General features: G+C 63.2%; 26 protein-coding genes and 1 riboswitch. Of the genes, 15 read left to right on the top strand and 11 right to left on the bottom strand.

The genetic code is table 11. The annotated features are described in order from the left end of the window. The first annotated feature begins 201 nt into the window (after positions 1-201). The 3 genes from DDE76_RS13305 to DDE76_RS13295 are packed head-to-tail and all read left to right on the top strand — an operon-like array spanning position 202 to position 3,986. Positions 202-1,428, top strand: a complete 1,227-nt coding sequence (locus DDE76_RS13305) for a cell surface protein (RefSeq protein WP_425430633.1) — start codon at positions 202-204, stop codon at positions 1,426-1,428. 46 nt (positions 1,429-1,474) lie between these two features. Continuing rightward, the gene (locus DDE76_RS13300) at positions 1,475-2,413 is read left to right on the top strand and encodes a DUF6384 family protein (RefSeq protein ID WP_104892120.1); all 939 of its coding nucleotides are present in this window, start codon (positions 1,475-1,477) and stop codon (positions 2,411-2,413) included. Positions 2,414-2,417: 4 nt separating this feature from the next. Next, the gene (locus tag DDE76_RS13295) at positions 2,418-3,986 is read left to right on the top strand and encodes a coiled-coil domain-containing protein (RefSeq protein ID WP_104892121.1); all 1,569 of its coding nucleotides are present in this window, start codon (positions 2,418-2,420) and stop codon (positions 3,984-3,986) included. Between the two features lie 8 nt (positions 3,987-3,994). Here DDE76_RS13295 and DDE76_RS13290 read toward each other — a convergent pair whose 3' ends face one another. Together DDE76_RS13290 and DDE76_RS13285 are read right to left on the bottom strand one after the other, a co-directional pair. Further along, complete coding sequence (locus DDE76_RS13290) at positions 3,995-4,393, bottom strand: VOC family protein (protein WP_104892122.1); 399 nt, start codon at positions 4,391-4,393, stop codon at positions 3,995-3,997. Positions 4,394-4,396: 3 nt separating this feature from the next. Beyond that, positions 4,397-5,068 (bottom strand): response regulator, encoded by a 672-nt coding sequence (locus DDE76_RS13285; protein ID WP_104892123.1) that lies wholly within the window; start codon positions 5,066-5,068, stop codon positions 4,397-4,399. Between the two features lie 177 nt (positions 5,069-5,245). Here DDE76_RS13285 and DDE76_RS13280 point away from each other — a divergent pair, with 177 nt between their 5' ends. From DDE76_RS13280 to DDE76_RS13270, 3 genes are all read left to right on the top strand, one after another. After that, entirely contained in the window at positions 5,246-8,836 is a 3,591-nt protein-coding gene (locus tag DDE76_RS13280) for a peptidoglycan-binding protein (protein WP_104892124.1), read from the top strand. A gap of 141 nt (positions 8,837-8,977) precedes the next feature. Further along, complete coding sequence (locus DDE76_RS13275; RefSeq protein WP_104894755.1) at positions 8,978-9,904, top strand: sulfite exporter TauE/SafE family protein; 927 nt, start codon at positions 8,978-8,980, stop codon at positions 9,902-9,904. Next, on the top strand, positions 9,901-10,662 hold the full coding sequence (locus DDE76_RS13270) for a TIGR02186 family protein (RefSeq protein WP_104892125.1): 762 nt from the start codon (positions 9,901-9,903) through the stop codon (positions 10,660-10,662). Before DDE76_RS13275 ends, DDE76_RS13270 begins: the two co-directional genes overlap by 4 nt. Here the strand turns inward: DDE76_RS13270 and pdeM are convergent. Together pdeM and DDE76_RS13260 are read right to left on the bottom strand one after the other, a co-directional pair. Further along, positions 10,659-11,366 (bottom strand): ligase-associated DNA damage response endonuclease PdeM, encoded by a 708-nt coding sequence (gene pdeM, locus DDE76_RS13265; protein ID WP_104892126.1) that lies wholly within the window; start codon positions 11,364-11,366, stop codon positions 10,659-10,661. The two genes, DDE76_RS13270 and pdeM, sit on opposite strands and share 4 nt — an antisense overlap. Positions 11,367-11,448: 82 nt before the next feature. Then, the gene (locus tag DDE76_RS13260; protein ID WP_104892127.1) at positions 11,449-13,935 is read right to left on the bottom strand and encodes a ligase-associated DNA damage response DEXH box helicase; all 2,487 of its coding nucleotides are present in this window, start codon (positions 13,933-13,935) and stop codon (positions 11,449-11,451) included. 69 nt (positions 13,936-14,004) lie between these two features. On the opposite strand from DDE76_RS13260, the gene DDE76_RS13255 reads away from it, so the two are divergent. Then, positions 14,005-14,676 (top strand): nucleoside/nucleotide kinase family protein, encoded by a 672-nt coding sequence (locus tag DDE76_RS13255; RefSeq protein WP_157955798.1) that lies wholly within the window; start codon positions 14,005-14,007, stop codon positions 14,674-14,676. A gap of 99 nt (positions 14,677-14,775) precedes the next feature. After that, entirely contained in the window at positions 14,776-16,119 is a 1,344-nt protein-coding gene (locus tag DDE76_RS13250) for an MATE family efflux transporter (RefSeq protein ID WP_104892129.1), read from the top strand. Here DDE76_RS13250 and DDE76_RS13245 read toward each other — a convergent pair. Together DDE76_RS13245 and DDE76_RS13240 are read right to left on the bottom strand one after the other, a co-directional pair. Further along, positions 16,102-17,208 carry a quinone-dependent dihydroorotate dehydrogenase gene (locus tag DDE76_RS13245; protein WP_104892130.1) on the bottom strand — a complete coding sequence of 369 codons (1,107 nt, stop codon included), beginning with the start codon at positions 17,206-17,208 and terminating at the stop codon, positions 16,102-16,104. The genes DDE76_RS13250 and DDE76_RS13245 overlap by 18 nt on opposite strands. Beyond that, a complete protein-coding gene (locus DDE76_RS13240; protein WP_104892131.1) occupies positions 17,205-17,564 on the bottom strand; it encodes a DUF952 domain-containing protein in 360 nt (119 codons plus the stop codon). The genes DDE76_RS13245 and DDE76_RS13240 overlap by 4 nt, the downstream gene beginning before the upstream one ends. Before the next feature lie 118 nt (positions 17,565-17,682). Here DDE76_RS13240 and DDE76_RS13235 point away from each other — a divergent pair, with 118 nt between their 5' ends. From DDE76_RS13235 to aac(6'), 3 genes are read left to right on the top strand one after another with little or no spacing between them, the layout of a single operon-like run. Beyond that, positions 17,683-18,333, top strand: coding sequence for a S24 family peptidase (locus DDE76_RS13235; protein ID WP_104892132.1), 651 nt, complete (start codon positions 17,683-17,685; stop codon positions 18,331-18,333). A gap of 8 nt (positions 18,334-18,341) precedes the next feature. Then, the gene (locus DDE76_RS13230) at positions 18,342-18,794 is read left to right on the top strand and encodes a hypothetical protein (RefSeq protein ID WP_157955797.1); all 453 of its coding nucleotides are present in this window, start codon (positions 18,342-18,344) and stop codon (positions 18,792-18,794) included. A 28-nt stretch (positions 18,795-18,822) separates the two neighbouring features. Next, the gene (gene aac(6'), locus DDE76_RS13225) at positions 18,823-19,275 is read left to right on the top strand and encodes an aminoglycoside 6'-N-acetyltransferase (RefSeq protein ID WP_245891914.1); all 453 of its coding nucleotides are present in this window, start codon (positions 18,823-18,825) and stop codon (positions 19,273-19,275) included. A 10-nt stretch (positions 19,276-19,285) separates the two neighbouring features. On the opposite strand, the gene DDE76_RS13220 is transcribed toward aac(6'), so the two are convergent. Beyond that, positions 19,286-19,666, bottom strand: a complete 381-nt coding sequence (locus DDE76_RS13220) for a chlorophyllide reductase (protein WP_104892134.1) — start codon at positions 19,664-19,666, stop codon at positions 19,286-19,288. A gap of 176 nt (positions 19,667-19,842) precedes the next feature. On the opposite strand from DDE76_RS13220, the gene DDE76_RS13215 reads away from it, so the two are divergent. Then, positions 19,843-20,337 (top strand): DUF2975 domain-containing protein, encoded by a 495-nt coding sequence (locus tag DDE76_RS13215; RefSeq protein WP_104892135.1) that lies wholly within the window; start codon positions 19,843-19,845, stop codon positions 20,335-20,337. Between the two features lie 2 nt (positions 20,338-20,339). Next, positions 20,340-20,561 carry a helix-turn-helix domain-containing protein gene (locus DDE76_RS13210; RefSeq protein ID WP_104892136.1) on the top strand — a complete coding sequence of 74 codons (222 nt, stop codon included), beginning with the start codon at positions 20,340-20,342 and terminating at the stop codon, positions 20,559-20,561. A gap of 18 nt (positions 20,562-20,579) precedes the next feature. On the opposite strand, the gene DDE76_RS13205 is transcribed toward DDE76_RS13210, so the two are convergent. Then, positions 20,580-22,226, bottom strand: coding sequence for a lysine--tRNA ligase (locus tag DDE76_RS13205; protein ID WP_245891912.1), 1,647 nt, complete (start codon positions 22,224-22,226; stop codon positions 20,580-20,582). Between the two features lie 147 nt (positions 22,227-22,373). On the opposite strand from DDE76_RS13205, the gene DDE76_RS13200 reads away from it, so the two are divergent. Further along, a complete protein-coding gene (locus DDE76_RS13200) occupies positions 22,374-22,784 on the top strand; it encodes a tellurite resistance TerB family protein (RefSeq protein WP_425430632.1) in 411 nt (136 codons plus the stop codon). Here DDE76_RS13200 and DDE76_RS13195 read toward each other — a convergent pair. Continuing rightward, a complete protein-coding gene (locus DDE76_RS13195) occupies positions 22,781-23,380 on the bottom strand; it encodes a TetR/AcrR family transcriptional regulator (RefSeq protein WP_157955795.1) in 600 nt (199 codons plus the stop codon). The genes DDE76_RS13200 and DDE76_RS13195 overlap by 4 nt on opposite strands. Before the next feature lie 81 nt (positions 23,381-23,461). Here DDE76_RS13195 and DDE76_RS13190 point away from each other — a divergent pair, with 81 nt between their 5' ends. Then, entirely contained in the window at positions 23,462-24,094 is a 633-nt protein-coding gene (locus tag DDE76_RS13190; protein WP_198650911.1) for a DUF2306 domain-containing protein, read from the top strand. Here DDE76_RS13190 and DDE76_RS13185 read toward each other — a convergent pair. Together DDE76_RS13185 and metZ are read right to left on the bottom strand one after the other, a co-directional pair. Beyond that, a complete protein-coding gene (locus DDE76_RS13185; RefSeq protein WP_104892140.1) occupies positions 24,091-24,909 on the bottom strand; it encodes a transporter substrate-binding domain-containing protein in 819 nt (272 codons plus the stop codon). The two genes, DDE76_RS13190 and DDE76_RS13185, sit on opposite strands and share 4 nt — an antisense overlap. 61 nt (positions 24,910-24,970) lie before the next feature. Continuing rightward, positions 24,971-26,179, bottom strand: a complete 1,209-nt coding sequence (gene metZ, locus DDE76_RS13180) for an O-succinylhomoserine sulfhydrylase (RefSeq protein WP_104894758.1) — start codon at positions 26,177-26,179, stop codon at positions 24,971-24,973. A gap of 40 nt (positions 26,180-26,219) precedes the next feature. Then, positions 26,220-26,295, bottom strand: a riboswitch (SAM riboswitch). Positions 26,296-26,351 lie beyond the last annotated feature (56 nt).

The following is a 26,351-nucleotide window of genomic DNA, read 5'->3' as shown; positions in this document are numbered from 1 at the left end:
GCTGCAATTGGCGCGGAGACGAAACTGTCGTGCTTTGCAGCCATGGTGTTCCCCCAAGTCTTTACGTGCGGCTTTTTCGCACCAATATGGACTAAATAGTTGCCGGGCCGCGCAGTTGCAATTGTCAGGCGGCCCTGCAGACGCAATCTAGTGCGGGCCGCCGCTTCGCCAGCCCGGCAATATGTCCAGAGGGAGCCAGGGATGACCGACCAAGTGACCACAGCCACCACTGCCAGCGCACCGAACATGTCGGTGATGACAGAAAAGCCGTTGCAGTATCTGGACAAGGCGGTCAATGCCATTCGCGACCTTGGGATCTGGCCCGAGCAGCAGGCCGAAGCGCCGATCACCGGTCTTCTGGCGCAGATTACCGAACTGGACGAAACCCGCGTGATCCTGATCGGCCGGACATTGAGCCAGGCCAGCGCCTTTAATGAAGTGGTGCGCGAGCAGGTGGCCGCCATGAAGATCGGCGAGCGCTATGAGGACATCACCAAGGGCTTCGATTCCATCCGCGACGATGCAAAGGGGATGGTCGACCAGCTCGAAGACAACAAGATCGATTTGTTCGAGCGCGCCTCGAATGTGTGGATGAAGGTGAGCCGGGGCGATATCGCCACTCGCTTCAACAAGATCCGGGACACCTATCTCGAGGTCACTGCCGACACCAAGGACCAGATTGACCGCGAGCACACCATTCTCGAGGCTTATCGCGACTTCCGCGGTGCGCTGAAACAGTCCGAAGTGATGGCGCTCGAAGTGCTGCAGACCGCCGAGGCGCGGCTCAAGGAAAAGAAGGACATTCTGCAAAAGGCCGCCGACGAGCTGGCTGCCTATGCCGGTGACGTCCCGGCCGACCGGGCTCGGCTGGAAATGGCCCGCGACGAGCGGTTGCGCGAAATGCAGAACGAGGAAAAGCGCTACCAGATCGCCAAGGACCTCTCGGACAATCTGACCATTTCCTACAATACCTCGGAAGTGGTGATGGCGCGGCTGATGCAGACCACCAATGCCAAGGAGCGGGTCTATCAGCAGTCGATCTCGTTCTTCTCGACGAACGAAACCGTGCTGACGGCCTTGTCGGCCTCGTTCACCGGCATGTTCGGCCTGCATGAATCGACCGAAACGCTGAACGCGATGAAGGAGGGCATGAGCAAGTCGCTCGAGACCCTCTCCGAAATCGGCGACAAGGTGCAGGAAGAAGCGATCAAAGCTGGATATGGCCCGACCGTGCGCGCCGATGCGGTCAAGAAGCTGGTCGACAGCGTGGTCAACTTCCAGGAGAAGAGCCGCGGCATCATCAATGAAATGCGGGTGGCCTCGACCAAGAATTCGGCAGAGATCCGCGACGCGGTGGAGGATGGTAAGCGGCGCCTGGCGACGCTGGCGGCCGAGGGCAATGCCCTGTTGCTCGACACCAAGGGCTGAGGCGACGAGGCCACTGGCAAAGGCATTGCATTGAGTAAGGCACTGCATGAGTAAGGCGACGGCGAAACCCTCTGCTCCGCTCGACGAGGTCATGCTGGCGATGGACGTGGTCGACACGCTTCGTCACCAGCAAAATCTTGTGGCGCGGGAACTCGACGGGGTGACCCGCGAGCAGCAGCTTATCGAGAGGCTGCGCGCGGTCTATCACCAGCAGGGCATCGAGGTCCCCGACCATATCCTGAAGGAAGGGGTTTCGGCGCTGGCCGAAAGCCGGTTCACCTATGATCCCCCTGCCCCGGGTCTGGGCACCACGCTGGCGCGGCTTTATGTGGGACGCAAGCAATGGGGCCGGCCGGTGATGGCCGGGCTGATCGCGCTCGTGGTGCTGGGGGTCGGTTATTTCGGCGTCTGGCAACCTTACCAGCGTGGCCAGGCGGAGCAGGCGCGGCTGGAGCTGAGCGAGGGCCTGCCGGCCGAGATGGATGCGCTCTACCAGACCATCTACGAAGAGACCAAGGTGCAGCAGGCGGTGACCGAAGCCGAGGCCCTGGTTGAGCGGGGCAAGGCATTTGCGGCCGAAGGGGATCGTGCGGGCGCCGAAGACGCGGTTGCGCGCCTCGTGGCGCTGCGCGACCAGTTGCGGCTCGAATATGTGCTGCGGGTCGTCAATCGCGAGGGCGTGCAGTCCGGCTTCTGGACCTTCCCCGAGATCAATACCGAGGCGACCAATTACTATGTGGTGGTCGAAGCGCTGGACCCCGACGGCAATGCGCTGACCCTGCCCATTCTCAATGAGGAGAGCGGCGAAACCGAAGAGGTCGATATCTGGGGCGTGCGCGTGTCCGAAAGCGTTTATGACTCGGTGGCCGCCGACAAGCGGGATGACGGCATCATTCAATCCAACATCATGGGCCGAAAATCCGATGGTTTCCTCGACGTTGAATATGCCGTGCCGGTGCTGGGCGGCGCGGTGACCAGGTGGTAGGCCAATGAGCATTCGCGGACCCCAGGCCCTGGCCAGCCTTGAAGAGGCCATGCGCGACATCCGCCGGGAAGAAGACGAACTCTCCAAGCGCGTCTCGCGCGCCGCCGAGCGGGCGAGCAAGATCCGCGAGCATGAGGCCGAACTGTTTCGCCAGCTTGCCCGGCTGCGGCTCGAGCCTGCCGTGCAGTCGGAACTGGACGGACGCATTTCAGCAGCCGAAGCGCGGGCGCGCGACACGCTCAAGGCGCATTCAAAAGATGTCAGCAAGGCGGAAAAGGCCATCAGCGCATTGGATGCCAGCCGCGCCGAGCTGACCGACAAGCGGGCCTCCGCGATTGCGCTGCTCGAGGAGCAGCAGGCGCAGCTCAAGGCATTGACCACGGCGCAGGCCGGCAAGCTTGCCGCCGACCCGGTCTATGCCGCCAAGCGGGCGGAAACCGAAGAGCTGGACCGGATTGCCGAGCAATCGCTGCGCAAGACCGAACAGGCCGAGACCGATCGCGAGGAAAAGGGGCGGCCCTATCGCGAGGATCCGCTGTTCATGTACCTCTGGGATGCCGGCTATGGCACCTCGACCTACAAGGCCAGCAACCTGATCCGCTATCTGGACAGCCTGGTGGCGAACCTGATCGGCTTTGCCAAAGCGCGGCCGAACTACGCCATGCTCAACGAGATTCCGCTGCGGCTGCGCGAACATGCCGAGCGGCAGGAGGCCAATGTGAGCGCGGCGGAGGCCGAGCTGGCGGCGCTGGAAGTGGCAGCGGTGGATGCTGCGGGCGGCAAGCCGCTGCGCCAGGCCATTGCGCTGGGGCAGCAAAGCATCGAAACGCTGGACGCCGAAATTGCGCGTCTCGAAGACGAACGCGATGCAGCCGCCGAAGCGCTGCAAATCCTGGCCGAGGGCAAGGACCCGGCGTTCGAGGGCGCGGCGGCCGAGCTGGCGGCGGCACTGGGCCGGGAAGATATCCAGACCCTATTGGCCGAGGCGCGTCAGACCCGCACCGGCCAGGACGACACGCTGGTCGCGCAGATCGACGAAGCGCGGGCACGGCTGCGCGAGGAAGAAGAGGAAAGCCGCGAACAGCGCGAGCGGCTCAAGACCCTGGCCGCGCGCCGCCGGGAGCTGGAAGACATCCAGTGGGAGTTCAAGAAGCAGCGCTTCGACGATCCCGGTTCGAGCTTCAAGGAAGACCGGCTGGTGGGCGACCTGCTCAACGACTTCCTGCGCGGCGGCATTTCGGCCGCCAGCTATTGGGATCAGTGGCGCAAGAGCCAGAACTGGGCGCCGGGCAGCGAATGGGGCGCAGGCTACAAGAGCACGCGCAGTTCGCAGCGCTCGAACACCTCCAGTCCCTGGCCGCCCAGTGGCGGCGGTTTCCAATGGCCTGACGGCAGCTTTGGTGGCACTGGCAGCCGCAAGGGCAAGTCCAAGGGCGGGATGAGCGGCGGCTTCGGCGGCGGCTTCGGCGGCGGCTGGGGCGGCGGTTCTTCCGGTGGTGGATTCTCGCGGCCCCGGACGGGCTCGTCAGGCTCACGCAAGCAGGGCGGGTTCAAGACCGGCGGCGGCTTTTAGGCGCCCCCTCAGTTCTGCACGGGGGTCGCCATCAGTTCCCAGACATTGCCTTCGCTGTCCTCGAAATAGGCGGAATAGCCCCATTCGGACTGGGTGCCGGGGGTGATGACCGCCCCGCCCGCGACCAGCACGCGCTCAAGAATTTCGTCGACCGCCTCGGGGCTTTCGGCGCGGTGCGAGAGCACGAAGCCGGGGGTGCCATCGAGGCTTTCGGGCTTGCCGGCTGTCTGGGCGATCTGTTCGCGCGGGAACAGCACGAAGGAAAACTTGTCGTCGAAGAAGAAGGCGACATGGTCTTCGCCCGCACCGATCTGTTCGTCGGAAATATCGAACAGGGCGCGGTAGAAGGCGAAAGCACGTTCGAGATCGTCGACGCCAATGGTGATGATGGAAATTTCGGGTTTCATGGATCAGGCCTTGTCTGCGCCGGTGGAAAACAGGGCTTCGAACTGACCATCCTCGATCCGCGCAGCGGCGATCACCGCCTGGGTGCGGCTGTCGACATCGAGCTTTTGCAGGATGGCCGAGACGTGTGCCTTGACCGTGGCTTCCGATATGGAAAGCTCATAGGCGATCTGCTTGTTCATCAACCCATCGCTGAGCATCATCAAGACACGCACCTGCTGCGGGGTCAGGGTCGCCAGCCGCTTCATCAATGCGGTCTGTTCATCTTCACCCCCCAGGGTGGTGCCGGAGGGCACGAAGACTTCGCCGGAAAGCACGGTCTCGATGGCGCGGCGAATCTCGGTCGGCCCCTCGGATTTGTGCAGATAGCCGGCAGCGCCAAGTTCAAAGGCGCGCCGCACGACGGTGGCGTCCTCGACCGCAGAAATAATCATGACCGGAATATCGGGATATTGCGCACGCAGCAGCAACAGCCCGGAAAAACCGCGGACGCCGGGCATGTTGAGGTCGAGCAGCACCAGGTCGCAATCGCGATCGGCGTCGAGCGCCGTGCTCAGGCTCGACAGATCGCCGGCCTCTTCCACGCTCACCGTGGCGTCTCCGCCGGCCAGGGTCTGGCGCAGGGCCGCCCTGAACAGGGGGTGATCGTCGACGATGATGATGCGGCGGCGCGTCATGGAGCAGAACCTAACCCTGGACTTGTTGATTATGCCTGAATCGCACGGATTACCGGCACTTGCCCTTGCATATTGCGACAATGCTTAACGGGTTCTTTACCATGTTTTCTCAAGAGTGAGCGTTATACCTTCGTGTTGAATCGCGAGGGGTCCGTCTATTGTGACGAAGGACCTGTCATGCCGCGCGCCCACACTCTGTCAGATTTTGCCGACCAGGCTCGCGACCCCAATGCGGGCGAGTGGCAGGCTTTGCGCGGAGAGCTGGTCGCCCTGCTCGACAAGGTCGAGAGCCATTATGGGCAGGTTGAGGACGAGCAGCCCGAACCGCCCGCCAGCGCGCTGGCTCAGCGGGTCCGGAACCTGCGCAATCAGGTAACCGGCTCGGAAACCAATACACGGCACCGCGAGGCGTTGCGCACGGTCAAGCGGGCCGTAGACCGGTTCACCGACCGTGACATGGCCATGGCCGAACCCGACATGCCGGACGAGTTGACGGCAGCCATTGCGGAAATCCGCGGCCGCCAGGGCATTGCGCCTAGTCCGGCGCCGGTGCGCCGCACCAGCGAGATGCCGGAGTTGCGCGAACTGGGCACGCTGGTCGGCGGTATGAGCCAGCGGCTTGAGCGGCTTGAAGGCGAACTCAAGACGCAGCGCTCGAGCTCGAGCCATGTGCGTGAGGTGGCGGGGCAGGTCGAGCAATTGACCCAGGTGGTCGAATTGCTGGCGGGCGCCGTTGGCGAAACGGGCCAGGTCAAGCGGCTCGAAGCACAGATCGCCGCGCTGGGCGCAATGATCGAGGAAGGTCCGCGCAACGATCTTTCCATTCTCAATGCCCGGCTGGACGATGTGTCCACCACGGTGGGCAAGCTGGCCGAACTGCAGGCCCAGCAGATGGAACGGGAAATTGCCCGCGACCAGCGCCGCAATGCCCAGACCGACCCCGCCGACGTGCTGGCACCGGCGATGCGCTCCATCGAAGACGGGGTGCGCAATGTCTATGACCGGATCGATGCGATCGAGCAGACGGTGTCGCTGTCCTCAACGGACTTTGAAAAACTGACCAGCGAAATGGCGGCCTTTACCCAGGCGATGCAGACCAAGGGCGACAATCCCGACGCCCTGGCCAGCCGGCTCGACGCGGTTGTGGCTCGGCTGGACGGGATCGACGCGGGCAATGCGCAGGTGGACGCGCTCAGAGCGGACATGACGGCCCTGCGCGAGGCCGTGCTGAGTGGCATGGAACCCCGCTTTGCCCGGCTCGAAGACAAGATAGAGCTTCTGAGCGATCGTATGGTGCCGGTGGACACCAAGGCGGTGGAAGACCAGCTCAAGCTGCTGATGAGCCGCATGGACGATGCCGGCGCGCAGCTCGATGCCCTGGCCCGGCAGCAGGATGCGGGCGAACGTCCCGATTTTGAATCGCTGGCGACCATGGTGGCGGAGCGCACCAGCGACGCGGTGAGCCGCAAGGCACCGGCGCCGGTGGCCATGTTCGGTCCGGACAGCCTGAAAAGTATTGAGGACCGGATTACCGGGCTGATCAAGACGGCGGGAAAGACACCCGATTACGAGCAATTGGCCGAACTGGTCGCGGCACGCGCTACTGAAGCCATGAGCAAGGCACCGGCCGCCGCTGCGGACAATATGGATGCGCTGGAAAAGCGCATGGCGGCGCTGCTCAACACGGCAGGCAAGGAAACCGCCGAACGCCTCGCCAAGCTGGAGGCAGTGCTGGCCGGCAAGACCGATACGGCCCCTGCCCCGGTACCAGAGCCGGCACGCGCCAGCGCTGCTCCCAAGCCGCAGCCCAAAGCGCCTGACAATCAGTTCGAGCAGGCGCTGAGTACGCTTGAACCAGACAATGGAAAGCTCGACTCCATCCTGGCCGGTCTGACGGGCGCCCGAGGCGACGCCATGCCAGACAATCCGGCGGACGAGAAGCCGCTATTCGACAAGGGATTTGGCGACAAGGCGCCTGTGCGCACGGCCCTCAGCCAGGAAGCCAGCCGGGCCGCTGCGCCCGCCCTGTCGGCAGAGGCGCCAAAGCCGCGCGCCGAGCCCCCCACGTTTGACCCCAACCGCGCCGAACGGCCACCGCGGCCTCGTTCGAGCTTTGCCGAGCTCGATGCTGATCCTTTTGCACCACCGGCTCGCCCGGCTGACCCTGCGGCGGAAGAAGCGCGGGTGGTTGCCTCCAATACCAGCACCTTCGTTGCCGCGGCGCGAAGGGCGCAGCGCGCGAAGCAGGAAGAAGTGCAGCCTGCCGCCAGCAGCAATTCCATTATCGGGCGCGCGCTGGCCCGGGTTCGGTCGCGCCGGGAGGCCGCTCCTGCTGAAGATGCGCCGCCCGTGGCCGAGACCGCAACACCAGCCGTTTCCGTCGAACCGCAGCCCAAGGCCCAAACCGAACGTCCCAAGCGCCGGAAAAAGCCAGCGGCAGAAAAGACGGTTGCGCCGGTGCCAATGGCCGACGACGCGGACAAGCAACCCGGCTTCCTGACACGCCATCGCCGCCCGCTATTGCTGGCGGCAACGCTGGTGGCCGTCTCGATGCTGACGCTGAACCTGGTGATGCAGCGCATGGGGTCCGAAGCGGCGTCGCCTGCGGCTGCAGCCGCCACACCGGCCGAACCGGCCGCGACCAATTCGGACAGCTCCGAGGATGTGTCGAGTGTGATACCGCCCCGCGTCATCGATCTGGTCGATACCACCGCGACCGGCTCAATCAATCCGGGCGAGCCAATGAGCTTTTCGCGCGACAACAAGATTGCGCCGACCACGCCGATGCCCCCCGCACTGCTGGCTGATGGCGGACGAATCTCGATTGCCGAGACGGAAGCGACGGACGACACGCCAGTGCTCACCGGGTCGATTGGCCCGGCCGCAGAGGCGAGCGAGGCTGCCGTTGAGGCGTTCGACCTTCCCCCCGAGGGGATCGGACCGCTGGAGCTGCGCCAGGCAGCCGCCAATGGCAATGCCAAGGCACAGTTTGAAGTCGCGGCCATTCTGGGCGAAGGCCGGGCCGTGGAGAAGGATTTGGAGGCTTCCGCGCTCTGGTACGAACGCTCGGCGGCACAGGGTTTCGTGCCCGCCCAGTATCGGCTGGGCAATCTCTATGAGATGGGCAATGGCGTCGAGAAGGACCTCGAGCAGGCGCGCCTGTGGTATCAGCGCAGTGCCGAAGCGGGCAATCGCATGGCCATGCACAATCTGGCCGCGCTATACGCCGGCGGCGCGATGGGCGAGCAGGAATTCGAGCTGGCTGCCGAATGGTTTGCCCAGGCGGCCGCGCGCGGCATGACCGACAGCCAGTTCAATCTGGGCATGCTCTATGCCCGCGGGCTGGGGGTGGAGCAGGATTTCGAGCAGTCCTACAAGTGGTTCTCGCTGGCAGCGCTGAATGGCGACCAGGATGCGGCCAAGGCCCGCGAGGATATCGCCAAGTCCCTGACGGCCGAGGCGGTCAACCGGATTGGCGCCGAAGTGGACGCCTGGACGATCGAGAGTGTTGATCTGGCAGCCAATTTTGCACCCATCGGCACCTGGAGCGATACGTTCGATCCGGGCGAGGACATTGGCAGCGGCGAGGTGATCGCCAAGGTGCAGCAGGCACTGAGCAAGCTGGGCTTTGACGTCGGGACGGCAGATGGCGTGGTCGGACCAAAGACGCGCGATGCGATCCGGGCCTTCGAGCGGGCCACCGGCATGAGCGAGAGCGGCGCCATCAATCCGCGCCTGCTGGCCGTTCTGGGCAGCCAGCCGGTTTAATCCGGTCTCTTCATTTGACAGCGTCATGGCCCGGACGTAAGCCCGGGCCATAATGTTTTTGCCCGTTCGCGCCGGGCCTTACCACTTGTTGACGGACCGTCCTGTAGGATGGCCCGTAACACCTATTACGGGACCCTGGTCTTGCAGATCTATCTGCCAATAGCCGAGCTTTCCGTGAACCTCTTCTTTCTCGTGGGGATCGGAGGGGCCGTCGGCTTTTTGTCTGGTCTGTTCGGAGTGGGCGGTGGGTTTCTGCTGACGCCGCTGCTGATCTTTTCGGGCGTACCGACCGCGGTGGCGGTGGCCTCGGTGACCGGGCAGGTGGTCGCGGCATCGACCTCGGGGGCGCTCAGTCACTACCGGCGTGGCGGCGTTGACCTGCATCTGGCGATGTATCTGGTACTTTCGGGCATTGTGGGCGCGTTTGGCGGCGTGGCGGCCTTCGACCTGTTGCGCGAAGCAGGCCAACTCGACCTCGTCATCTCGCTGGGCTTCCTGGTGCTGCTTGGCTTTGTCGGTGTGCTGATGCTGCAAGAATCGGTGCGCGCCCTGCTCAAGCGCCGCCAGGGCGTGGTGGTGCGCGAGCGTCAGGCCAATCAGCACAATTGGATTCATGGTTTGCCCTGGCGTGTGCGCTTCAAGAAAAGCCGGCTCTATATCAGCGTGCTGCCGGTACTGCTGATCGGATTGTTCATCGGCTTTGTCGGGTCGCTGCTGGGCATTGGCGGCGGCTTCATCATGGTGCCGGCGCTGGTCTATCTGCTGCGCGTTCCCGGCTCGGTGGTGATTGGCACCTCGCTGGCGCAGGTGGTGGCCATGATGGCTGCAACAACCGTGCTGCATGCGGTACAGAGCCAGAGCGTCGATATCTTGCTTGCCTTCTGCCTGATGGTGGGTGGGGTGGCCGGGGCCCAGTTCGGCGCTGCGGCCGGCATGCATCTGCGCGGGGAGCAATTGCGGGGGCTGTTGGCGCTGCTGGTGCTGGCCGTTGCCATCCGCTTCGGGCTATCCCTTGTGCTGACGCCCGATGATGTGTTCTCCATGGCCGTGACGAGTGTGGCGCCATGATCCGGTTTGCACTCGCCGTTTTCGCCATTGTGTGCATGGTCCTGCCGGCGGGAGCGGAGCGCCTGTTCTCGAGCGTTTCGACCGAAACGGTGCAGATCACATCCAGCTTTGATGGTGAGCGGCTGACCTTTTTCGGCACCATCGCCCCCGATGCGGGTGCAGAGCAGAAATTCGTCGAAGGCCCGTTTCACGTCGTGGTGGTCGTTGTCGGACCGACACAGGACCGGGTGGCGCGCAAGAAGACCAATAATTTCGGCGTCTGGCTCAATACCGAGCAGGTCGAGTTCAAGGGCTTTCCGAGCTATTTCCACGTGCTGGCCAGCACCAGGCTGCGGGACATTACCGATGTGAACACGCTGACCACCAACTATATCCTGCCCGAGTCCCATGCCATTTCGCCCAATCCGGCCGGCTGGTGGCAGACGTTGAACTTCGGGCATGAACTGATCCGCCTGATGAGCGAGCAAGACCTGTTCGGCGTGCAGGAGAACGGCGTGCTGTTCCATTCGGAGAGCTTTTATTCGGCACAATTGACCCTGCCGAGCAATGCGCCGCCGGGGCCCTACATCGCCCAGACCTATGTGTTCAAGGATGGCGAAATTGTCGCGCGCAAGTCAGACGGATTTGCGGTGCGCAAGATCGATTTCGAGCGCTTCGTGGCGCTCTCTGCCACGCAATATCCGCTGCTCTATGGGCTGGCCTGTGTCGCCCTGGCGCTGTTCACCGGCTGGCTGGGCGGGGTGCTGTTCCGGCGTTAGCCGCCCACCAGGCGCTTGACCGGCACGGGATAGGTGCGGTCGCGGCCCAGCATGACCACTTCCAGGGCCGGCCAGTGGAACAGACCGGCAAAGGTGGGCGAGAGAATATTGAGGGCGCCGGTGGAGGCGCCATAGGCGGGCAGGATCAGCAGGCGGTTGTCATGCACGAAACAGGGCTTTCGCGTGGCGCGGCCATTGATGGCGATGCGGGCGGCCGGATGCAGATGGCCCGCAACAAGTCCCGTTCGCCCTTTCCTGGGCTCGTGAGAGAAGATCAGACCGTCCAGCTCAAGCGCGGGCAGGCAGGTGCCGCCAATGACGTGGGGGAGCGGATCGTGATTGCCGGACAGCCAGGTGCAGGCAAAAGACTCGGTGATGGCATCAAGCCGCATGCGATCGGCCGGGGTGAGGAGAGACGCGGAATCCGGGCGGTGAAAACTGTCGCCCAGTGAGAGCAGTTCGCGGGCACCGGTGCGCCGCAGATCGGCTTCCAGACGCGTCAGGGTCATCGCCGTGTCGTAGGGCGGCAGCATCTGGCCGCGCCGGGCGAAGCTGGCCATTTTTTCAAAATGCAGATCGGCCACCAGGAGGGTTTGCCGGGCGCGCCAATAGAGCGCGCCAGAGGGCAGAGGCTCGAAATTGTGGCCGGCAAAGCGAAGCACAGGCGTTTCCGGAATGGGGAGAGAGTGAGCGGCGTTGTTCATATAGTTTTTGCACTGTCCGAAACGAAGGCCCCCTCATCCGCCCTTCGGGCACCTTCTCCCACGAGGGGAGAAGGGAAGTGGCTCAGTGTTCCCCCGTAGCCTCTCGCAACAATTCTTCTGCTGCATCAGCCATAGCTGATTCCCGGGCTTCCCCGAAAATGGGTTCCTTGCCGATATCGAGCATGACGGGCACGGCGAGCGGGGAGATCTGATGCAGCGGCTTGTGGATGATGTGGTGGCGGATGCGGGCGAGCATCTGGCCCAATCGTTCGATATCGAGCAGGCCGCGGGCGGCGTCGCGGCGGGTGGCCTCGATCAGGATATGGTCGGGTTCGTGCTGGTAGAGCACGTCGTAGATGATGTCCGAGCTCATGGTGATCTGGCGCCCGGTCTTTTCCTTGCCGGGATGACGGCGCTCGATCAGCCCGGCAATGATGGCGCAGTTCCGGAAGGTCCGCTTCATCAGCGCCGATTCATCGAGCCAGGCTTCCAGGTCATCACCCAGCATATCCTCGGAAAACAGCTCATCGAGGGAGAGCCGGTCGGTGCGGATGAGCGCAGAGAGATCGCCCAGCCCCCAGATGGCCAAGGCGTATTCGCTGGCGACGAAGCCTAATGGCCGGGCGCGCATGCGTTCCAGCCGGCGCGTCAGCAGCATGCCAAGGGTCTGGTGGGCGAGGCGGCCTTCGAAGGGGTAGCAGACCAGGAAATTATTGGTGCCGCGCGGGAAGGTTTCGACCAGCAGGCTATCGCGGCGCGGCATGACGGAGAGATCGCGCTGCAGGCGCAGCCAGTCGCTGACCTGATCAGGCAGTTTCTGCCACTCGCCGGGGCTATCCATAATGCGGCGCACGCGCTCGGCCAGATAGGTCGAGAGCGGGAACTTGCCGCCCATATAGGAAGGTATTTTCGGGTCCTTGGAAAAGGCGCGGGAGACGAAAGCCTCGTTGTCCTTCATGCCCTCGAAGGCGACGATTTCACCGCCGAACATGAAGGTATCGCCCAATGAGAGCGTGCCGAAGAAGTATTCCTCCATCTCGCCCAATACGCGCCCGCCAGCGCCGATGGGGCCGGTGGTGCGGCCCTGCTTCTGACCACGGGCGCGGACCAGGCGGACACGCACCATGGGCTCTTCAATGATGGTGCCGATATTGAGCCGATATTGTTGAGCGACCTGCGGATGGGAAAGGCGCCATTTGCCATCCGGGTTCTGCTTGAGGCGCGCATAGCGTTCATAGGCGCGCAGCGCATAGCCGCCGGTGGCGACGAAATCGAGGACCTTGTCGAACTTTTCGCGGGTGAGGTCACGATAAGGCCAGGCGCAGATGACTTCGGCGTAAAGGCCGTCGGCCAGGAAAGGCTCGGCGCAAGCCATGCCCAGAACGTGCTGGGCCAGCACGTCATAACCGCCAGACATGGGGTCTTCACTATCCTGATGGCCTTCGGCCACCGCTTCGACCGCCGCTTCGCATTCGAGCACTTCGAAACGATTGGAGGGCACCAGCAGGGCGCGCGAGGGATCATCAAGCCGGTGATTGGCGCGGCCGATCCGCTGCAGCATGCGCGAGGACCCCTTGGGCGCGCCGACCTGCACGACGAGATCCACATCACCCCAGTCGATGCCGAGATCGAGCGTGGAGGTGCAGACCACGGCCTTGAGCTTGCCCGAGGCCATGGCAGCTTCGACCTTGCGACGTTGCTCGACCGAGAGCGAGCCGTGATGCAGGGCGATGGGCAGCATCTCGTCATTGATGTCCCAGAGACCCTGGAACAGCATTTCGGCCTGTGAGCGGGTATTGACGAAGAGCAGCGTGGTCTTGTGCCGCTGGATCGTCTCGTAAAGCTCACGATGGGCATAGACGGCGGAATGGCCGGCCCAGGGCAGGCGCTCCTGGGTCTGGAGAATGGACAGTTCGGGCGGAGCACCACCGGCCATGTGCAGGAGATCGGTGCGGCGCTGCGGCAGCGGCCGGGCGATCCAGTCACGCAGCATCTCCGGTTGGGCAATGGTGGCCGAGAGCGCGGTGATCCGCATGTCCGGGGCCAGCCGGGCCAGCCGCGCCAGCCCGAGAGACAGCAATTCGCCGCGCTTGGAGGTGACCAGCGCGTGGAGTTCGTCGAGCACGACGCGGCGCAGCGTGCCAAACATCAATTCGGCATGGGGATGCGAGATCAGCAGGGCCAATTGCTCGGGCGTGGTCAGCAGCACCTGGGGTGGCTTGACCCGCTGGCGCGCGCGCTTTGCGGCGGAAGTGTCGCCGGTGCGGGTTTCGACGCGGATGGGCAGGCCCATTTCGGCGATTGGGGTGGACAGGTTGCGCTGCACATCGACCGCCAGGGCCTTGAGTGGCGAGACATAGAGGGTATGGAGCCCTTCGAACCGGCCATCGACGAGATCGGACAGAGTGGGCAGGAAGCCGGCCAGTGTCTTGCCGGCGCCAGTCGGGGCGATGAGCAATTGACTGGCGCCGGACTGGTGCGAGGCTAGCACGTCGCGCTGATGGGCACGCGGGGTCCAGCCCCGGGCGGTGAACCAGTCATCGATGATCGGTGGAAGGTGCGGCGCCAAGGATCACCTGCTGCAAATCAGTTCAAACCCTATATGATCGCAGCCGAGGATACCAAGGAGGAAGCGGACGTGCCCGAAACCATCCGTCTCACGCCGACCGAAATGCTGTCCCGGCTGATGCCGCATGTGCTGGAAATGGAAAGCCAGGCCGAGGGCAAGCGCATCGCCATTGGCATCGCGGGCGGGCCCGGAACGGGCAAATCGACGCTGGCGGCCGAGCTCGTCGCCATGCTCAATGCGGTCAGGCCGGGCAGTTCGGCGCTGGTGCCGATGGACGGCTTCCATATGAAGCATGCCAAGATCGAAGCCATGGGCCAGACCGAATTCAAGGGCGCGCCGCATACCTTCGAAGGGGCCGCGTTTGTCAGTTTCCTGCATCATCTCAAACATGCGCGCGAAGTGGTGCGCGGGCCGGGCTACAGCCGGAAGATCGAAGACACGGTGGACGACGCCTTTACCGTCGATCCGGATGTGAAGGTGCTGGTGGTGGAAGGCAATTACCTGCTGCTGACCCAGGGGCCGTGGGCCGGGGTGAAGGCGCAACTGGACTATGCCGTGTTCGTCCATGTGTCGCGCGACACCGTGCGCGAGCGGCTGATGAAGCGCCATGGCGAGGAAGGGCTGTTTACCGCCGAGCGCAACAAGGCGCATATCGAGCGCAATGACCTGCCCAATTACGACCTTGTGGAAAGCTCGCGAGAGCGGGCCGACGTGGTGTTCGAGCTGGAAGTGAGTGGATAGGCGGTGCGCGTAGGGCTGCCAGGCAAGTCGGAACATGTCGGGCTTTTCTTGGCCTGCCGGAATGCTATGAACTGAGTGTCGTTCCCCTGAGTCCATCCGATGACCACCCGACCGCAGTTCCCCTTTGACGTGCGCAGCCGCGACGTCTGGTCCATTGCCCTGCCTGCTTCGATTGCCTTCATCACCGAACCGGTAGTGGGGTTAGTGGACATTACCGTCGTCGGGCGCCTGGGCGATGCGGCGCTGCTGGGCGGGCTGGTGCTGGGCGCTCTGGTGTTCGATTTCGTGTTCTCAATGGCCTATTTCCTGCGCATCGGCACGGCGGGGCTGGTGGCGCAATCGGTGGGCGCACGCGATCCACGCGACGGACTGCTGCACGTGGCGCGGGCCCTGATCCTGGGGTTGGGCATTGGTGTTGGCCTGTTGCTATTGGCCGGGCCGATCCTCTGGGCTGCGGGGGCGCTGCTGGCGCCCGATCCGGGCGTGGCCGATGCGTTGGCGGAGTATTACCATGTGCGGATCTGGTCGGCGCCATTCTCGCTGGTCAACTATGCGCTGTTGGGGTGGTTCTATGGCCGGGCGGCGGCACGCACCGGCATGCTGCTCCAGTTGATGCTGCATGGCATCAACATCGTGTGCAGCATCGTGTTCGTCTATGGCCTGGGCTGGGGCGTGGCCGGCGCGGCGATGGGCACGGTACTGGGGCAGGTAGTGGCGGCCTTGATGGGCCTCGCCATTCTGGTGCGGCACTATGGCGGCATAGCGAGCCTACTATCCCGCATTGCACCGGGCGAGATGGGCGATACAGTCGCAATCGGTCGCATGTTCGGGCTCAGCCGGGACCTGATGATCCGCTCCATGGCGCTGATGGGCGCCTATGCCTGGTTTGCTGCGCAGGGCTCGCGCATGGGCGAAGTATCCCTGGCGGCCAATGCCGTATTGTTGAACCTGTTGATGGTGGTCGGCTTTTTCCTTGATGGCATTGCGCAAGCTGCCGAGCAATTGACCGGCAAGGCGGTGGGGGCAAATTGGCGGCCCGCCTATGACCAGGCCTATCGCCTATCGATGATCTGGGGGCTGGTCATTGCGCTCGGACTGGGCGCGGCCTGGTATCTGGGCGGACCGTGGGTCATCAATTTCATGACCACAAATGCAGAGGTGCGGGCACAGGCGCTGACTTTCCTGCCGGTGGCCGCCCTGTGTGCGCTCAGCTTCATGCCGGCTTTTGTCTATGACGGCATTCTGATCGGCACGACGCAGAATGTGGTGATGCGCAATGGCATGATTGCGTCGCTGGTGGTGTTTGTCGGTGTGGCGCTGGTGCTGCGCGACTGGGGCAATTGGGGACTGTGGGTCGCCATGCATAGCTGGTTTCTGGCGCGCGGGGCGATTTACTGGTGGGCGCTGGAGCGCAAGAAAGCCGGGCTATTCAGCCCGGCCTGAGCTCCATTCGTCCGTCCGCGTTCCCACCAGTTCGGCAATGTTCTTCTTGCCAGCGGAGCGCACACCAGCGACGAGGCCGCGCTTGATGCGCTCAAGCAGATCGAGGCCGCCAAAGACCAGCGCCGAATAGAGCTGGATGGCATTGGCGCCCGCTTCGAGCTTGGCCAGCGCTGATTGCGGCGAATGAATGCCACCGACACCGACGATGGGCAGCGCCCCGACGCGCTGGCGCATTTGGGCGAGGCGCTGGGTCGAGAGGGCGAAGAGCGGCTTGCCGGAGAGGCCGCCGGTTTCCTCGGCATGTTCCATGCCTGCGACGGGATCGCGGGAAATGGTGGTGTTGGAAACGATCAGCCCGTCGAGATCGGTGTCGAGGATGACCCGGGCAATGGCGTCCATGCCGGCCTCGTCAAGATCGGGCGCAATCTTGAGCAGCACCGGTACGCGGGTCTTTGCCTTGGCGCGGGCGGCAAGCACTTCGCCCAAGAGGCGGCGTAAGGCCTCGTCAGTCTGCAGGTTTCTCAGCCCCGGCGTATTGGGTGAAGAAATGTTGACGGTGAGGTAATCAGCCAGATCGGCAAAGCGCTGCACGCCCAGCACATAGTCGGCGACAAAATCCTCGCTGTCCTTGTTGGCGCCGATATTGACGCCGAGTGCTCCGGGCACGCGCAGCCCCTTGAGCCGCGCAAAAACGGCCTCGTGGCCTTCATTATTGAAACCCATGCGGTTGATGACACCCTCGGCGGCACCGACGCGGAACAGGCGCGGCCTGGCATTGCCCGACTGGGGGCGCGGCGTCACCGTGCCGATCTCGACCATGCCAAAGCCCATTAGCGCCAGGGGGCGCGGCACTTCGGCGTTCTTGTCAAAGCCGGCCGCCATGCCGACGGGATTTTTCAGCTCGATGCCGCATAGAGTTGTGGCCAACTCGGGCGGATCGGCATGTTCCTGTTGCGGGGCAAAGCCCATGCGCAGCGCGGTGATGGTTGCACCATGTGCGGTTTCGGGGTCCATGCGCAGCAACGCATCGCGCGTCAGATTGGCAAGGCCGGCATTGCGCAGCAGCGGCGAGAATGCAGAAAAGATCATCGGACGGCCTCCGGCAGCGCGCAGTTTCCATTCGCATCGACGCTGATGGACGCTTCCCAGGCAACACTGGCGAGATCGAGCGGCCCGCCATAGAGGTGGGGAAAGAGCTGCCCGCCGCGGGATGGTTCCCAAACCAGGTTTTCGCCAAGATCAGCACTGCGCACGGCCAGCAGAACCAGATCTGCCTCGCCTTTGAAATGCAGGCGCAGGGTTTCGGACAGTTGCGCGGCGGTGGAGAAATGCATGTAGCCATCGGCTGCATCGATCAGCATGCCCGCATAGTGGCCGGCCTCGCGGGCCTGGGCAAAGCTGGCGCGGGTGGCAATCTTGTAGATCAGGTCAGGCGAATGCGGCATGGGCACCTCGAGGCAGGGCGATCTGGATGTCGGGGTAATGCGGACGCGCCCTCTTTACAAGGTGAATGCGCGTGCCTAGTATAGGATTGTTTTCCGTTATAAGACTGATTTCCTTGCCATGCTTTCACACCGCGCCATCTGGGATGGTATCGACGCGCTGGCGCGCCGGCAGGGTGTTTCCGTGTCTGCGCTGGCGAAGCTGGCCGGGCTGGACGCAACGGCATTCAATGTCTCCAAGCGGGTGAGCAAGGACGGGCGTGAGCGCTGGCCCTCGACCGAGAGCATTTCGAAGATCCTGGAAGCCACCGGGGAGAGCTTTGACAGTTTCCTCTCCGGCACCGGCGCCTATATGGCGATGCCGAGCGGGTTTGCCGAGCCGGATCTGCGCAATATTCCACTGCTGGGTCTGGCGCAGGCCGGCCATGGTGGCTTTTTCGACAGTGCGGGGCATCCGGCGGGGCATGGCTGGGACGAGGTGGCACTGCCCACGCCCGATGAGGACGGCATTTATGCGCTGGAGATTTCCGGCGACAGCATGGAGCCGCTGTATCGCGAGGGCGACAGGATCGTGGTGTCCCCCACCGAGCAGGTGCGGCGTGGCGACCGTGTGGTGGTCAAGACGCGAGAGGGGGAGGTGATGGCCAAGATCCTCCATCGCCAGAGCGCGCGGCAAATCGAACTGCATTCGGTCAATCCGGCCTATGAGCCGCGCATCTTCGACATCGTCGATATCGAATGGATGGCCCGGATCATCTGGGCGAGCCAGTAGGTGCGCCGATGAGCGAAACACGCTGGACTACGGGCCGCGGCAAGCTGGGCTTTCTCAACCCGCTGCTGGGCCAATGGCACCATGAGGGCGGCGCTGGCGCGGAGCGCTTCAGTTGCACAAGGACATTCGACAAGGTGCTTGGCGGCAAATATGTCGAGCTGATTGCCGACTGGTCGCTGGGCGCAGGCAAGACCTATCAGGAAAAATGCCTGTTCGGTGCCGACAAGGACGGCGTCGTGCGGTTCTGGTCGTTCACGTCGGATGGCAAACGGTCCGAAGGCTGGTTGAGCGCAGCGCCCGAGATCGCCCCGGACGCCATCTGCTTTGAAGCCGATATGGACATGGGCCGTGCCCGGCAGGTCTATTGGCCTGGACCGGGAGACGCTATCATGTGGGCCGTGGAAAGCCGCAACAAGGCTGGCTGGAAGCGCTTCGTCGATCACGTCTACCGGCCGGTGTGATGGGACCAATGCAGGCGAGGAGGCGCGAGTGAAGATTGCCGTTGCGGCGCCGGACGATGCGCCAGACTGGATCGCCATGCGCTCTGACTTGTGGCCGGGCGGCGGTGATGGCGGCACGCATGCCGATGATATCAACCGGTTGCTGGCCGACGCTGGCGATACAGTCAATCTGATCGCCAGAGATGGGAGCGGACATGCGCTTGGGTTCGCCGAAGCCAGCCTGCGGCGCGACTATGTGAATGGCTGCCAGACGACGCCGGTGGCTTTTCTCGAGGGTATTTACGTGGTGCCGGAAGCGCGGGGGCGCGGCGTCGCCAAGGCATTGGTGGCGGCGGTGGAAGATTGGGCCCGGGCCTCGGGGGTTTCCGAACTGGGGTCGGACGCAGCGCCCGACAACATGGCCAGCCTCAAGATGCACCACGCGCTCGGCTTCGAAGAAACCCAGCGCGTGGTGTTTTTCAGGAAGCTGCTCGGCGCATGAGCGGACTTGGCTAGTCGCACCCTGCCCGTGCCAGCATGTCGGCGACGATGATCGGTGTCGCTGGTGTCGTCTGCCATTCACTGACATCGGGGGCCCCGGCCCTGAGGGCGCTGGCGACGCCATCCCAACTCAGGCTCATCGACCCTGCGCAGCCCGAGGGCGCCAGGCCGCTGTCCCGCGCCTGCCTGAACAAGACACCGGTGGTTTCTCCAATACCCGAAAGGTAGGCGGTGAGAACCTGCCGGGCGTGATCGTGGCGCGGCGCGTTGTCCATGGCATCCATCACCTGGGCAATGGTGATGTTTCCCGAACTCTGCTGAGCCTGAGCCGGCAAGGGCAAAATGGCCAGTATCAGTGCAGCTGCGAGCAGGATGTGTCGTTTGCATGTCATCGTGTCGATCTCCGTTTGCGGACGGCATCATTTCGTGCTGCAATAATTTATTATTGTCAAACAGTAATTTTTCTGTCATTTCTGGTTGTACAAACTGGAGACCGATGATGATGGAAACCCTATCCACGCACCCTACAGTGCCGCCATCTCCAAAGGAGAAGCGGCTTTTTCATGTATTGGCGATCATAGCGGGCGCTGTTGCCGCGCTGCTGCCGATCGGGCTTGTGGGATTCTGGATGGGCGTGGTTTCCGATGGCGTGTGGGGCAGCGCCGTGCCGGGTCTGCCAATCCATGCGGAGCTGGACCTGGGCAAGCGTGTGGGCGCAGCGATTCTGGGCTTTATCCCAATGGGGTTGCTGGTCTGGGGCATTCTACGGGTGCGCCAGACATTCATGGCCTTCGCGGGCGGCGAGGTGTTCTCGGCCCGGGCCATTTCCGGTCTGCGCGACTTCGCCATTGGCGTGGGCACCAGCGCCTTGATCAAGCCATTGATTACCGCCCTGCTCAGCCTTTTCCTCACATGGGATGCGCCAGCGGGCAGCCGCCAGCTCGTGCTCCAGTTCGGCAGTGACACAGCGCTATTCGTGTTGTTCGCCGGGGCGTTCCTGGCTGCGACCTGGAGCATGCAGCGTGCTGCATTGCTGGCCGAAGAAAACAGCCAGTTCGTCTAGCCATGCCAATCAAGGTCAATCTGGCGGTGATGCTGGCGCAGCGTGGGGTCAAGTCCAAGGACCTCGCGCAGGCGATCGGCATTACCGAAGCCAATCTCAGCCTGCTCAAGCAGGGCAAGGTCAAGGGCATGCGGTTTGAAACGCTGGCGGCAATCTGCGCACAACTGCGATGCCAGCCGGGCGATATTCTCAGTTATGAAGACGAACCGGTGGCGGGGGAGTGATCCCCGCCACCGGCCGGATCAGTTTGCCAGCAGCTCGCCAGCCAATGCCTTGCCGATCAGCTTGCGCGTGTTCTCTACGCCATAGAGCGCAGCAAAGGAGCCGAAGCGTGGGCCGCGTTCCTGACCGATCAGAACCTGATAGAGCATCTGGAAGAAATCGCCCGAGACACCGGGGCCGCCGGTGGGGCTCTTTTTGCTGTGATCCTGATAGCGCTCGATATTGCGCGCCACGTCGAGCGCCGCGTTCTGGATGGTTTCGTTGCTGGCATCAGCCGGCAATTCAGCAAAAGACGCCGAGAGCGCTTCGAGTGCAGCCCGTTCAACATCATCCGGGGCGCGATAGGACTTTTCCACGAAATCGCGGAAATAGCGCATGGCATAGCCGACCAGCGCATCGAGATGGGGATGCGTCTTGGGCGAAACACCGGGCGCATAGGCCGAAATATAACCCCACATGACTTCGGGGGTTTCCGGGTTCGAGGCCGTCGCCAGGTTGAGCAGCAGGCCAAAGGTCACCGGCATGTCCACCTTGGGCACATTGCCATAGTGGACATGGAAGGCCGGGTTCTCGACGCGGGCGGCAGCCTCCTGCTTCTGGTAGGACGCGACATGGGCGAAATACTCGTCCACGGCGCGCGGTATGACGTCGAAATGCAGGCGCTTGGCGACGCGGGGCTTGCCGAACATGTAGAGCCCAAGGCTTTCGGTCGGGGCATAGGTCAGCCACTCGTCGATGGTCAAGCCATTGCCCTTGGACTTGGAGATCTTCTGGCCTTCGGCGTCCAGGAACAGCTCATAGACATAGTGCTCGGGCGGGGTGCCTCCCAGGATCGAGCAGATCTTGTCGTAGATCACCTGGTTGGTCTGGTGATCCTTGCCGAACATTTCGAAATCGACGCCAAGCGCGGCCCAGCGCATGCCGAAATCGGGCTTCCACTGCAGCTTCACATGGCCGCCGGTGACCGGAACGGTGGTATCGCGCCCGTCCTCGTCGGCGAAGGTGATGGTGCCGTCCTTGGCGTTGACCTCCTTCATCGGCACGTAAAGCACACGGCCCGATATTGGCGAGATCGGCAGGAAGGGCGAATAAGTTGCCTGGCGCTCGGCACCGAGCGTGGGCAACATCACCTTCATGATGTCGTCATAGCGTTCGGCAGCGCGCAGCAGCACGGTGTCGAACTTTCCGGACTTGTAATAGTCGGTGGCACTGGCGAATTCGTAGTCGAAGCCGAAAGTGTCCAGAAACCGGCGCAGCATGGCGTTATTGTGCTCACCGAAGCTGGCAAATTCGTTGGTCCAGGGGTCCGGTACCGAAGTCAGCGGCTTTTGCAGATGCGGCTCCATCGCCTCCCTGGAGGGGACGGTCTCGGGGATCTTGCGCATGCCATCGAGATCGTCGGAAAAGCAGATGAGCCGGGTGGGGATCTCGTCGCGCGTGAGCAGCCGAAAGGCCGTGCGCACCATGGTGGTGCGGGCCACTTCGCCAAAGGTGCCGATATGGGGAAGGCCCGAGGGACCATAGCCGGTCTCGAACAGCGCTTCACCCTTGCCCGACTTTTCAAGCCGTTTGACCAGCTTGCGCGCTTCCTCGAAGGGCCATGCGCGCGCAGTCTGCGCGGGCGCGAAGAAATCGGGGTCAAGGGCGGGCAAAGTGGCGGGCGACACTGGGTGGCAGCCTTTCAAAATCTTGTCGGAAGAAGACGGAGCCCGGTCAATGCACCGGAACCGGGCGGACGTCAATGTCGCAGGTGGTTGCGTGGGCCTTTGGGAGCGCATAGTTCTTGGTGCCGGAGCCCATTGGAAACGACGATGATGAACACCGCTCAAGATGCCCTTATTCACCTGATGATCCTGGCCGCGTCGTCCGACAGCGCCATGACGGAGAAAGAGCTGGCGCGCATCACCGCACTGATCGACCGCCTGCCGGTGTTCGAAGGGTTCGACCCAGAGCGCCTCGAGGAAGTGGCCAATGCCTGTGCCGACAAGCTCAACGGGCCGAACGGGTTGGACCGGGTGATCGAGGATGCCATTGCCGCCCTGCCCGAAAAACTGCAGGACACAGCCTATGCCGTGGCCATTGAGGTCACTGCTGTCGACCTGCATCTGGAACAGGAAGAACTGCGCTTCCTCGAAATGCTACGCGACTCGCTGTCCCTGGACCGATTGACCACGGCCGCCATTGAAGTGGCAGCGCGCGCCCGGCATCGGCGCCTGCCTGACTAATCCGCCAGCGCCAGACCGCCCAGCAAGCCCAGAACATCGGTGACCGAGGCAATGGCCCGGTTGCGACCCAACTTGCCCACCAGTACCAACGTGGCGTAGCCGTGGATAAGGCTCCAGACCTGGGTTTCCACCACGCCCGGCTCCTGCCCCTCTTGCACGAAGGGGGCGCAGGTATCGGCCAGCACGGCGTAGGCGCGGGCGCCCGAGCGGCCCAGCTCCTCACTTGAACCGGCCAAGGACCAGATCTGGCGGAACATCAGGTCGTAAAGGGCCGGGTTGTCGCGGGCGAAGTCGAAATAGCCCAGGCAGATTGCCTCCAGCCGCGCCCGCGGCTCTTGCGGGGCTGCAGCCGCCCTGGCTTCCATGACATCGGCAAACATCTCGAAGCCTCGCGCAGCAATGGCGTCGAGCAGGCCGGGCAGGCCATCAAAATGATGGGCTGGCGCGGCATGTGACACGCCAGCCAGGGCGGCGCATTTGCGCAAGGTGAGGCCCGATGCTCCATCACGGGCGAGCAAGGTCAGCCCCGCACTGATAAGGCCTTCCCGCAGGTCGCCATGGGCACCAGCGCGCGTTTTTTCAAGCGAAATGGTCATGGCCAGCACTAAGCAAGCGCGCTTGACAGTGTCAAGGAAAAGTGGCCTTTACACTGTCAAGCTAGCGCGGAGGATCGGACAATGCTGACGACTGGATTGGAATGGACACGCACGGGCGTGCTATGGTTCTTCACGATCGGCGTGGCAGTGTTTTCATGGCGATTCATGGTGGGCGGCGTCGAAGCCACTATGGAGTTCGTGGCCTATCATGCCCAGTTGCGGCCAATTGCCTTTTTCGCGCATGTCATTCTGGCGCCGGTCGCGCTGGCGCTGGTGCCCTTCCAGCTTTGGCAGGGTTTGCGTGACAGGCGACCGCTGGTTCATCGCCTGATGGGACGAGCCTATGGCATGGCCGTTGTGATCTCCGGCGCCAGCGGGCTCTGGCTGGCCGTTACCACCGAGGCAGGACCGGTTGCAGCCTTTGGCTTTGGCCTCCTGGCCGTTCTGTGGCTTGGCACGACACTCACGGGTATCCGTCTCGCCATGCGCGGCGATCGCATTGCCCATCGCCGCTGGATGATCCGCTCCATCGCCCTGACGCTGGCGGCCGTGACCCTGCGCATACAGATCCCGGTTGGCATGATACTCGAAATTCCGTTCGACACCGCCTATCCAGTGATCGCCTGGCTGTGCTGGGTGCCAAACCTGATCGTGGCGGAATTGATACTACGCTGGCCGCGCCGGTCGACAGTCAGGCTGCGGGCGCCGGCTTAGTAGAACCCCACCGGGAACCAGCGCAGGTAAAGTTCGTCGAGGGCGCCGTTTTCCTTCAGGCGCACCAGCGCCCAATCGATGGAATGGCGCACCGGATCCTGACCAGCAGGTACGGCGATGGTGAGGCCTTCACCAAACAGATGCGGGCGGAAATAGGCGTCCCCGGCAAAGCCGCAGCAGGCCAGATTGTCATTGAGCCAGAACGATGCGCGCATGGCGTCGCCAAACGAGGCCAACACAGAGCCGGACTTCACCGCTTCGAGCGCGGCACTTTCGGTGTCGAAGGGGATGGCTTCCACTGCCGGCAGATAGCGATCGAGGAATTCGGCATGGACACTGCCGGCGCGCACGGCAACCGGTTCACCCGCCAGGGCGTCCGGACGAAAGCCATCAATGTCCTGTGCGCGGGTGACGAAACGGCCGGGCAGCGCCAGATAGGTCGAAGAGAAATCGAAGAGTTCGCCATTCTCCGGGGTCATGGCAAGGCCAGCAATCAAGGCATCGCCCAGATTGTCGGAAAGCGCTGTAGCGACCTGATCCCAGGGCCAGACCTGGATGGTGCAGGCCACATCGACTTCGACACAGATGCGCCTGGCCAGGTCGATATTGAAGCCGACCAGTTCACCGCTCTCATCGCGATAGTTGAAGGGCGGAAAATCGGCGGTGGTGAGAAAGCGGATGGCCGGGACAGGCGTGGGGCTGGGCAGCATTTCCCGCGCGTCGGGATCTGCGTGATAGGGCAGCGTCTGGGCGAAGACAGGGGCGGCGAACAGTGCACTGGCTACCCCCATCAGCAATAGAACTGGCTCGCGCATTGCGCCCCCTCATACGGCCTTCGGCCACCTTTTCCCACAAGGGGAGAAGGGACACCAGAGGCTAGACCTGATCCAGCCCATACATCAGGTCGGCGATCAGGTCATCGGCGTCCTCAAGCCCCACGGAGAGGCGCAAGAGGCCCGGAGTGACGCCGGTTTCGAGGCGCACTTCCTCGGTGAGCCGTTGATGCGTTGTCGTGCGCGGATGGGTAATGAGCGATTTGGCATCGCCCAGATTGTTGGAAATCAGGATCACGGCCAGCGAATCCGCCAGCGCAAAGGCCGCCTCCTGCCCGCCCTTGACGTCGAGCGCCAAAAGCGTTGACCCGCGCTTCATCTGCTTTTTGGCCAGCTCATATTGCGGGTGGCTCTCATGGTGCGGGTAGATCACCTGGTTGACTTTGGGATGGCTGGCGAGGGCCTCGGCGATCTTTTCGGCGCTGTTGGTCATCTGCTCAACGCGCAGGGCGAAGGTTTCCAGCCCCTTGGTCAGCACCCAGGCATTAAAGGGCGAAAGCGTTGCGCCGGTGTGACGCAGGAAGGTGTGCACATCGCCTTCGATGATCTCCCTGGAGCCCAGCACGATGCCACCCATGACGCGGCCCTGGCCGTCGATATGCTTGGTGGCTGAATAGGTGACGATGTCGGCACCCAGTTCGAGCGGCTTCTGGTAGAGCGCGGTGGCAAAGACATTGTCGACGATCAGCCTGGCGCCATGGGCATGGGCGATTTCTGCGACGGCGGCAATATCGACCAGTTCCAGGGTGGGATTGGTCGGGGTTTCGATGAATACCAGCTTGGTATTGGGCTGCATGGCGGCAGCAAAATTGGCCGGATCGCGTCCATCGACCAGGGTCGAGGCGACGCCGAAGCGGGGGGCAAAGTCTTCCACCACATAGCGGCAACCGCCGAACAGAGCCTGGGAAGCGACGATATGGTCCCCTGCCCTGACCTGGCTCATGACCGCATTGGTCACTGCCGACATGCCGGTGGCAAAGCAACGGGCCGCCTCGGCGCCTTCGATCAGGGCCATGCGGTCCTGGAGCATGTCGTAATTGGGATTGGCGAAGCGCGAATAATTGTGCCCGCCCGGCACCTTGCCCTGGAACAGCAGTTCGGCATGTTCGGACGACGGATAGGCATAGCCCGAATTGAGAAACAGGGCTTCGCTGGTCTCGTGGAACTGGCTCCGCTTGCCCCCGCCATGCACCATCTGAGTGGCGGCCGAGCGTTGCTTCGGATCGCGGAGAGGGTTGTTCTGTTTGGACATGATCAGCGCTTTCAAAACAAAAAAACCGGCTCGCAAATGGCGGCCGGTTCCAACGGTCTTTAGCGATTTGTTTTAAGTGGCTGCAAGCGACCGGCCAAATCACCACTGGGCTGTGATGTAAGGCCAATTGGCAGTTGGCGTCAATTGCCCAGGTTGCTAGGGAAGAGCAGTC

Origin of the sequence: Devosia indica, assembly GCF_003056405.1 — a bacterium.
Taxonomy (GTDB): Bacteria; Pseudomonadota; Alphaproteobacteria; order Rhizobiales; family Devosiaceae; genus Devosia; species Devosia indica.
The sequence above is the reverse complement of the archived record's forward strand: the minus strand, read 5'-3'. Positions and strand labels throughout refer to the sequence as shown.